This window comes from Bacteroides sp., from assembly GCF_029057325.1.
In the GTDB taxonomy this organism is placed as follows: Bacteria; Bacteroidota; Bacteroidia; order Bacteroidales; family Bacteroidaceae; genus Bacteroides.
The window spans coordinates 1-8,844 of record NZ_JAICZW010000058.1; the positions used below are offsets into that span (position 1 = coordinate 1).

Sequence of the window (8,844 nt, forward strand, 5' to 3'; positions counted from 1 at the left end):
CGCGCTCGGCACGGCGTTTTTCCACATCCGCCAAGAAGTCCTGCTTGGCCTTGCCACTCTTGTAAGCCTCGTATTGGGCGGGGTGCATGGCATATTCAAAGAGCTCTTCATCGTCTTCGCCCAGTTCCCACTTGTTCTCTTTCATCATCTTGCGATACTTGTCAAGTGCATCGGGATAGTTATCCTGCGGATTGCCCGTGAAGAACTTACGGCCTTCGCGTTCTGCCTTCTCGATGAGTTCGGGAGCCAGCTCGCCCGGCAATTTACCTGCCTTGCCCAACAACATATCCCAGATGTCGTCGGCAATCATTCCCCAACGCTCCTTACCCTTCTCCATGGCAATGACGTTCATCATGGCAAGGTTCTTCACGTACTGGCTGAACGGAGTCACCAATGGAGGATATCCCACACGCGGCCATACGTATGCCACTTCGTTGAACAACTTGATGAGCAGTTCGTCTTGCTTCATGAAGGGCAGGTTGCGTTTCGCCTTATACTTGTTGATAGATTCCAGGTTGGATTCCAAGTCGGCCATCAAACTGCCCATCATACCGCCCGGCAATCCCGGACCAATCAGCAGGGAGTTCATCAGACGGTTGCGCGGACTGATGTACAAGCCAAGGAAATCATCCATAAACTCCTGGATGAGGGCACGCACCTTCATATACGCCTCCATGTTGATTTCAGGAACCTGGAAGCCCGCATCCTTCAACATAGCCTGCACGCTGAGCAGGTCGGCATGTCCCGTACCCCATGAAAGCGGTTCCATGCCTACATCGATGTAGTCGCATCCCGCCTCACACACTTCGAGAATACTCGCCATGTTGAAACCCGGTCCTGCGTGGCTGTGATACTGCACGGGAATATCCTTTATCGCCTTGATGCCGGCAACAATCTTGCCCAACGATACCGGACGTCCGATGCCCGCCATATCCTTGATACAGATTTCATCGGCTCCCGCCTCAATCAGCGTTTTCGCCATATTGACGTAGTATTCTACGGTATGTACCGGCGAGAAAGTGATGCAAAGGGAGCATTGCGAAATCATGCCCGCCTCCTTGGCATAACCGATGGAAGGAATGATGTTGCGTGTATCGTTCAATCCGCAGAAAGTACGTGTGATGTCCGTACCTTGCGCCTTCTTTACCTTATAGAACAGTCTGCGCACATCGGCAGGTACAGGGCTCATACGAAGTCCGTTCAACGCACGATCCAGCATGTGTGTCTGGATGCCAGCTTCATGGAACGGTTTCGTCCACTCACGTACAGCTTTATTCGGATTCTCCCCAAACAGCAGATTCACTTGTTCAAAACCGCCGCCATTGGTCTCTACACGTGCAAAACAGCCCATCTCGATAATGGCAGGAGCAACTTTCACCAGCTGGTCAACACGGGGCACATATTTTCCGGCACTTTGCCACATATCCCTGAATACCAAGCTGAATTTAATCTCTTTTTTCATACTAAATGATTCGGTGTATTTATATTATTGTTTCAAATTTTCTCCACTTTCGCTACTTTACCTTTGTCATGCGTCACCACAGCCACAGCCGCACTGATAGCCGCCATGATATTGGCAGGAATCGGCGCAGGACCGTTTGCGGCGGCCTTTGCGGGAGCCGCCTCTTCCGGCGCATACCTGTTCACAAGTGCAATCAACGCCTTACCCAAATAGATAACAACCAGCAGGATGGCAAAGACCGTCGTCATACCCACCACCATCAGCAAAAATGCTGTATTCAGATTTTCCATATATGATATTTTATTAGTTATTTCGGCTGTTTTGAAAAAAATCGGTCGAAATTAATGATAATCAGTGAAAGAATCCCGTTTTTTAATTATAAAAGATGCTAAAATGCAATTGTACATCAACCGTCTAAAAGCAGCAGAAGGATTTTAAATACGGCTTTTTCATTTGTAGGAGTTATCTGCTAGGAGTTAAAGGAGTTAGAGAAGTCAGAGAAGTTAAAGCCAATACTTTGGGTAGGATGCCGTCGCTAAAGTATCGGCTCTCACTCCTAACAGATAACTCCGTTCAATGAAAAAGCGGTGTCTTTTATGACCGCTTCGGAGCACGAAGTTGCCAGAAAGCCACCGCCGCAGCAGCAGCCACATTGAGCGAATCGACATCGTGCGACATCGGAATACGGACCACATAATCGGCTTCGGCTATCGTTTCGTGCGGAAGGCCATCGCCTTCGGTACCCATCACGATGGCCAATCTCGGTTCAGTGGCCAGAACAGGGTCGTCAATGGAAATGGATTGGTCCGTAAGCGCCATCGCCGCCGTGCGGAATCCCTGCGCGCCGAGCGAACGGATAGAACCGTCCATCCACGTCCACGGCACCAGAAAGACCGATCCCATAGACACCCTGACAGCCCGACGGTTCAATGGGTCACAAGAGTTACGTGTCAGCAATACCGCATCTATGCCCAAAGCCGCCGCCGAACGGAAGATGGCACCGATATTGGTCGTATCCACCACCCCATCGATGACCACAATACGTTGCGCTCCCCGGCAAACCTCTTCCATGCTTCGCGCCACCGGACGACGCATGGCGCACAACACGCCCCGCGTCAGGACATAGCCGGTCAGCTCGGCAAGCAGTTCCCTGCTGCCTGTATAGACGGGAATGCCGCCGCAACGCGCGATGATGCCGGCTGCGTCTCCGTTGATATGTTTTCGTTCGCACAAGAGTGCCAAAGGTTCATAGCCTGCATCCAAAGCGACTTTGATGACTTTGGGACTTTCTACTATGAATATCCCCTTATCCGGTTCGAGGCGATTACGCAACTGGGCTTCGGTCAAAGTACCGAACACATCCACTCCGGGATGTGTCAATGAAGATATTTCGATGATGGGCATAAAAAAAGAATGGAAGAATAGAAGAATGAAAGAATGAGGAATGAAAGAGTCAGGAGTTAAAAGCCGATGGCTCTACTTGCACAAATCGGCTTTTAACTCCCGATAACTCCTTTTAAATTCCGAATAACTCCTTCTAAGAATATTACAATCCGTGTACCGTCTTCATCAACTGTTCACCCAGTCCGATGGTGTAGCCTTGCGAGACAAAGACCACCCGATTGAACGTGTCGGCGATGATGAATATCGGCAACGTTTCCTTATGTTTCAGTTTCATGTTCACGGCTATCTGTTCGGCAATGCCATCCGTGTCTATACCATAAAGGATGGTGGATGGCAGATCGGGGAACGATTCGGGGGTGAACTTGCCTGCCTTCTCCTCGTCAGGGAAGAGCAACACCATCTTGCGGCCCCACTTCTCCAGCTCTGCCTTGAAGGAAGCGATGTCACGCAATGCGTGATTGGTAGGCTCCTGATTGACACCCAAGATGCCGACCACAAAGTAACCGCGTCCGCAGGCCTGCAACAGGCTCTGTTTCTCAGCCAATCCATCGGCAACCCACGGCGTGAAGAGCGATTCCGAATTGAAGTTTCCAATCACCTGCACTTCATCCTGACTCTCGCGCATCACCAACTCGATGTTCGTCGTCTTGCCCGGCTGAATGGTGAAGAAAGTGGTTTCGGAGAGCACCGCGCCACTGGCAAGACGCGTTCCGGTCACCAATATATAATCACCGGCATCCAAAGCCGTTCCATCCTTCAGCAAATTGCTCCAAGTAGTACCTCCGCCCATGTCGGCATCGCCTTCATCGTAGGAGAGCAATTGCAGACCGCCCTGCGGCGTCAGCTTGGAAATGGTGAAATGGGAATAGTATTTCGGATTATCCACCGAACGGATGGGCTTGTAGGAGGCTACCAATCTGCCTTTCAAGGCTACCGGCTCTTGCTGTGATTCGGTCTCATCCGGACGACGGTCCAAATCCACATCCACGGCACCTTCATCCGTTATCAGCTGCACCTTGCCTGTCACCTCATCGATGCGGGCAGGGATTCCCATGCTGCGTGCCATAGAAACAAAAAAGATGTCACGGCTGTGGGCATCCGCCACACGTGCCTTCCAGACTCCTTCAGGTGAAACGGGTGCTCCTCCCAAATTGCAGGTCCGGTCTATCCGGATGTTTTGAATCACCCAGTCCACCAGCTTCATCGGCTCTGTCCGGTAGGCTTCCACCTCTTCTTCGGAAACCACTTTCTTGAAGAATGTCTTATAAGGCGTCAGCTGCTCGTTGATGAACAGCGGATAGCGCACATAGCGGCGGAAGTAATCGGCGTTGGCGCACAGGCGAGATTGCAGGTGGTCTGTCAGCACTCCCAATTTCACGTCACGGAGGTCTTTGGCCGAAATCTGTTGTAACAGGTCGAGTCCGCCCTTCTTGGCCTTGTCGGAACGCAAACGGGCCATGAAGTCGGCAATCACCCGATGGTTTCCTCTGGATGCAACCAGCAGGCGAGCCACCACGTCTTCGTCCAGTTTATATTGCTTTGCAAAGGTACGTGCCGTCTCGTCTGTCATGAATGTGGCCACGTACGCATTGCGGATGGAGTCCTCCACAGCCATGCGGCGATCGTTCTCGGCACGCTGTTCGGGAGTCACCTGTGGCAGTTCCGCACTTTCGGGAGGCGGCACAAGCTCAAAGTCCTCTACACATCCCTCACCGGCTTTCTTATCCATCTTCACGGTCAGCTCTTGGTCTTTTCCGAAAGAGACCTTGGCATAGCCGAACTTTCCTTCTTTAGAGGCCCATACCAGCATATCGCCTTTGCCTGCCGTCAGGAAGGCCTTGCCTTCCGCATCGGTCTGCTTGCGGGCCACGGTATAGAATTCGGCATAATTGTAGAGTTTGAACTCCACGCAAGCGTCGGTCACCGGAGCTCCCTGCTCGTCCACCACCGTGACAACGGCCTTCGCCGTCGGCGCATAGTTTTCTATCACATTGATTTCCGTATAGTTGGGCGTAACAGACATCACTTCCTCCGCCCCTTCGTAGCGTCCGAAGACTTTGGTGTGCATCAGCATGCCCCGGCTTGCGGGAGCGTTGAACCAGCCGAGGTTCAACACGGGTTCCGGCTCGCAGGCTCCGAGGAAGTACCATTTGCCGTCTGCCCATGCCTCTACCCACGCATGGTTGTCGTCGGTATGTGCCCAACGGGGCGTATAGACCTGGCGGGCGGGAATGCCTACCGAACGCAAGGCAGCCACCAACAGGGTGGATTCTTCGCCACAACGTCCGTAGGCGGTGCGCACCGTTGCCAACGGCGAACTGGTACGGGCATCGGAAGGAGTATAGATGGCCTTTTCGTGGCACCAATGGTTCACTTCCAGAATAGCGTCATACAGAGAGAGAGACTTCACCCGATTCTTCAACTCGCCATAGAACACGACCCTTGCGCTATCCAGCGGCTCGTTGTTCACCCGCACCGGAAGCACGAAGTGTCGGAACAACTCTTCGGGCACCGTCTTTCCCCACGGCATCTCTTCTGCCGCCTTTTGGGAAGCACGCACGTTCATCAGATGGAACTCGCCGGGATAGTCGGCAATGTCCGCCAACGGCATGTAGGCGTAGAGAAACTCCAACGCCTCGCGCTCATACTGCGTCAAGTCCGTATTGAAGATGGCAAACAAATCGCCTTGCGGCAACCGTTCTTTCTTTTGGTTGAAATCTTGCTCCACCCGCTGGCGGTAGGAAGCGTCTGTAATGAAGGACTGTCCGCCGCAGGAAGCCAGCAGGCAGACCAGTCCAAAAAGATTCAGAAGTTGTGCAACTCGTTTCATATATACATATTTATATTAAGGTTGAGTTGCAAAGATAGAAATTAATTCCCATCGGTAGAAATTATCCTCAAACAAAATGAACCTCAACGAATACCGCATCGAACTTGCCTGCCGACTGCTGAAGCAGCAAAAAGGCTCCGTCGCAGAAATCTGTTATCAGGCAGGCTTCAACAATGTCCCCTACTTCAACTGCGTGTTCAAGAAGCTGAAAGGCATTGCGCCGGGCCAATACGCCGCTTTGCCACCACATTGAACGGAAAGCAGACCGTAGCGCCAATTCTTACTTCAAATGCACCACCAAAGTGGTGTCCGCAGCGAAATCGAAGCGGCATTTGTCGTAAGCAGGTGGTCCCATCACGCCTTCGGCATCGTTGCTGAAGCCGAACTTTTCCATGGGGATACCGAAGGTGCCGGTATCCAGTTTTCCGTTCCCGTTCTCGTCCTGAAACATTGAGAGGGCATAGGTGCCCACAGGCAAGCCCTCGCAGGGAATAACCAATACTTTATTCTTTACTTCGACCCGAAACGCCGCGAATGGCTGCTTCATAAATGACTCTTCCGAAGAGTAGATGGCGACATAAAGATGCCCCTCTACCTTTTCGACACCTCGCACTTCAAGCGTCAGATTCTGTGCGGAAAGACCTGGCAGCAGACTCTGCAATACACATACTAAAACGATACTTACTATTCTCATACTTATTAAAAATTAATTGGTTATGAAAAATCAAAAATTAGACACATCATACGCCGCCTTCTTCCCCAATGTGACAAAAACTCCCACATAGAAGAAATGGTCGCTGGAAGCGAGTACCACCTTGCCGTCCACCTTGCCGAACTCGTTCTTCCGACAAAGGATGTTCGTTGCCGAAGCGTGAACAATGACCTTCTTGCTTGCCAAGAAGGGAACACATCCGATAGGGCTTCTCGAACTCCCTCCTGCCTGAATAGAGTTTATCGTACAAACCCAGATTCTGGTAATTCAAATCGACAGACAAGGAACCGTCATCGAAAGCCTTTGTCCCTCCCCCACCTACACCAACCACGGAAGCATTCACGCCCACCTTATCCACCCAGCTGTAATCCTTCGTCTCCAACGGAAGGACTGCCGAAAGCGCCTCGCCATACTCCTGCGAAGCGCCTCCCGAAGCCAGATTCACACCACTGAACATAAAGGTGGAGTAACGGCTACGGGCAGGCGTATGGATGCCGTTCGACGTATAGGGGTTCAGCACGTGCATGCCGTCCATAAAGGTCTGCGTTTCGTAGTTGCTCCCGCCGCGCACCAGCAGTTCCCCCGTCTCGCCCTGCACCTGCGTGCCCGGCAAGGTCTGCAACGCCTTATACAAATCGCCGTTCGCACCGCCCACCGTCACCAGTTCCACCGGCTGCACGTCGCTCCACCGGCTGTTGGCGGCAGGCGTCCGGGCACCTTTCACAATGACCTCCTCCAGCCCGATGCTATCAATATGCAGATTTAGGCGCACGGTGTCGGTCACCGCTTTCTGCGCAGCGGCAGGCTGCACGAGAAGCAGCGTACTTCCTACAATTCCAAGAATGATTTTCCGTTTCATCTTCTTTGCTTCTGTTTCGTTATCTGCCACAAACATACAGGAAGCGAACGGGGCAAAAAAATATCCGGGACAGACAGCCCGGATATGTGACAAACCAACAACCTCTTGTGACGGATGGCAGGCTGCTGTGACGAATGACTAATTGTTTATAGAACTCTTAATCAGCCTTTTCACCTCTTTGGCGTAGGCACGCGAGACAGGTACCGCCTCTTCACATCCCTCCAAAGACAATTTATAACCCTGCGAGTTTCCATCCGCCCGCACCACCCGGCGGGTATTCACCAGAAAAGCCCTGTGGCAACGGACAATGAAAGGAGCAGCGGAAACCGCCTCCTCCACCTGCTTCATGGTGGCACGCAAAAGTTTGCAGGCAGCCCTCCCCTCCTTCTCCGAGCGGAACACCACCTTCACGTAGTTCCCCTCCGCCTCCGCATAAAGGAAACCATCTGCCGACAGCTCCAGACTCTCTTTGGTTCCTCCGGTCAAAAACAACCTACTCTCACCGCACTCCTCCTTCCCTCGGGAAACCTCCTCTGCCGATGCCACCTTCTTCGACAAAGAGCGGTTTATCTCCATCGCCTTCTTCAAGTTCCGATTCAGTTGCAGGTTCCGGTTCCACATCAGAAAGAACATCGTGGGGAAAGGAGCCAATATCAGCACCCAAAACAGCACGGTAACGAACAGCCTTCCATCAAGCGGCACCTCCATCAGCCACGACTGATAGAACCAGACTCCCAACGCTATCAATAGTAACATCAGCATCAAATTCAGCAGGTGCCTGCCCATCGTCCAACGCTCTTCCTTATAATAAGCAGGAAACAGAGCGGGCAGCAAATAGACAAACACGCCCGACGCTCCCGCCGAAATCAGCGCTGAACCGAATACGACCACCAGCCTGCTCCCCTCTATCCGCGAGATGCCGAACGGCTGGAGCAGGTACAATATCAGGAAAATGATGACCGAAGGGATTACTACCGCCTTCCATCGCTGGTAATAGGTTGGGTAAGGAGCATTGATAAGTTCTTTCCATTTCATGGGCTTCTCCACTTTAATGTTCGTAATGACGTAACACAGCAAAAATAGTATAAATCGGGCATATCCGGGCTATAAATCCCGTGTTTGTTCATAGACGGCCTCCATCTGATTTAAAAATATCCCAACAAAAGCTACTTCCAAAACACGATGCTTCATCGAGGTACCCTCAGATAACGACTGAGATAGCCTCAGTCGTTATTCGAGGCAGTCTCAGTCGTTATCTGAGGGTACCACAGTCGTTACCTTTGGGTACCCCCTCTCAGAAGTACTTGTAGAGCCGTTTTTTTGTTGTGATTTTTAAACTTCGGAATTTAGGAGCCCAAAAGATAAAAATTAGAAATCTTTACAAAAAGAAGAATTCCTACCATAGATGCCACAACTCCGCCCACCGAAGACACCTCAAAGCATCCGGAAGCCCTCTTTTTTGTCATTCACAGATAGCAAAAATCATCATTTTCGCCTGCAAAGGAGGGAAAAACTCATTTTTTATGTTTTAAAACATATTTTCTCCCAAACAATTCGTATCTTTGCAGCGTTAATAA

7 protein-coding genes and 1 pseudogene are annotated in these 8,844 nt (G+C 51.5%); 1 reads left to right on the forward strand and 7 read right to left on the reverse strand.

Annotated features, from left to right (window positions below; genetic code table 11):
- From K2G43_RS04000 to K2G43_RS04015, 4 genes are all read right to left on the reverse strand, one after another.
- The coding region (locus tag K2G43_RS04000) for an oxaloacetate decarboxylase (RefSeq protein ID WP_300153038.1) at positions 1 to 1,462 on the reverse strand (1,462 nt) is incomplete at its 3' end.
- A gap of 32 nt (positions 1,463 to 1,494) precedes the next feature.
- A complete protein-coding gene (locus K2G43_RS04005) occupies positions 1,495 to 1,752 on the reverse strand; it encodes an OadG family protein (protein ID WP_300153041.1) in 258 nt (85 codons plus the stop codon).
- Positions 1,753 to 2,056: 304 nt separating this feature from the next.
- Positions 2,057 to 2,866 carry an RNA methyltransferase gene (locus K2G43_RS04010; protein WP_297644369.1) on the reverse strand — a complete coding sequence of 270 codons (810 nt, stop codon included), beginning with the start codon at positions 2,864 to 2,866 and terminating at the stop codon, positions 2,057 to 2,059.
- Between the two features lie 142 nt (positions 2,867 to 3,008).
- Positions 3,009 to 5,696: a transglutaminase domain-containing protein gene (locus tag K2G43_RS04015; RefSeq protein WP_300153044.1), complete on the reverse strand. Its 2,688-nt coding sequence runs from the start codon at positions 5,694 to 5,696 to the stop codon at positions 3,009 to 3,011.
- Positions 5,697 to 5,772: 76 nt separating this feature from the next.
- Here K2G43_RS04015 and K2G43_RS04020 point away from each other — a divergent pair, with 76 nt between their 5' ends.
- Entirely contained in the window at positions 5,773 to 5,949 is a 177-nt protein-coding gene (locus K2G43_RS04020) for a helix-turn-helix transcriptional regulator (protein ID WP_300153046.1), read from the forward strand.
- A 27-nt stretch (positions 5,950 to 5,976) separates the two neighbouring features.
- Here the strand turns inward: K2G43_RS04020 and K2G43_RS04025 are convergent, their stop codons facing one another.
- The 3 genes and pseudogenes from K2G43_RS04025 to K2G43_RS04035 all read right to left on the reverse strand — a co-directional run bounded on the left by K2G43_RS04025 (position 5,977) and on the right by K2G43_RS04035 (position 8,302).
- The gene (locus K2G43_RS04025) at positions 5,977 to 6,390 is read right to left on the reverse strand and encodes a DUF2141 domain-containing protein (RefSeq protein WP_300153048.1); all 414 of its coding nucleotides are present in this window, start codon (positions 6,388 to 6,390) and stop codon (positions 5,977 to 5,979) included.
- A 214-nt stretch (positions 6,391 to 6,604) separates the two neighbouring features.
- A pseudogene (locus tag K2G43_RS04030) lies at positions 6,605 to 7,267 on the reverse strand (Plug domain-containing protein); the annotation flags it as partial.
- Between the two features lie 138 nt (positions 7,268 to 7,405).
- On the reverse strand, positions 7,406 to 8,302 hold the full coding sequence (locus K2G43_RS04035) for a LytTR family DNA-binding domain-containing protein (protein WP_297644362.1): 897 nt from the start codon (positions 8,300 to 8,302) through the stop codon (positions 7,406 to 7,408).
- Positions 8,303 to 8,844: the final 542 nt, after the last annotated feature.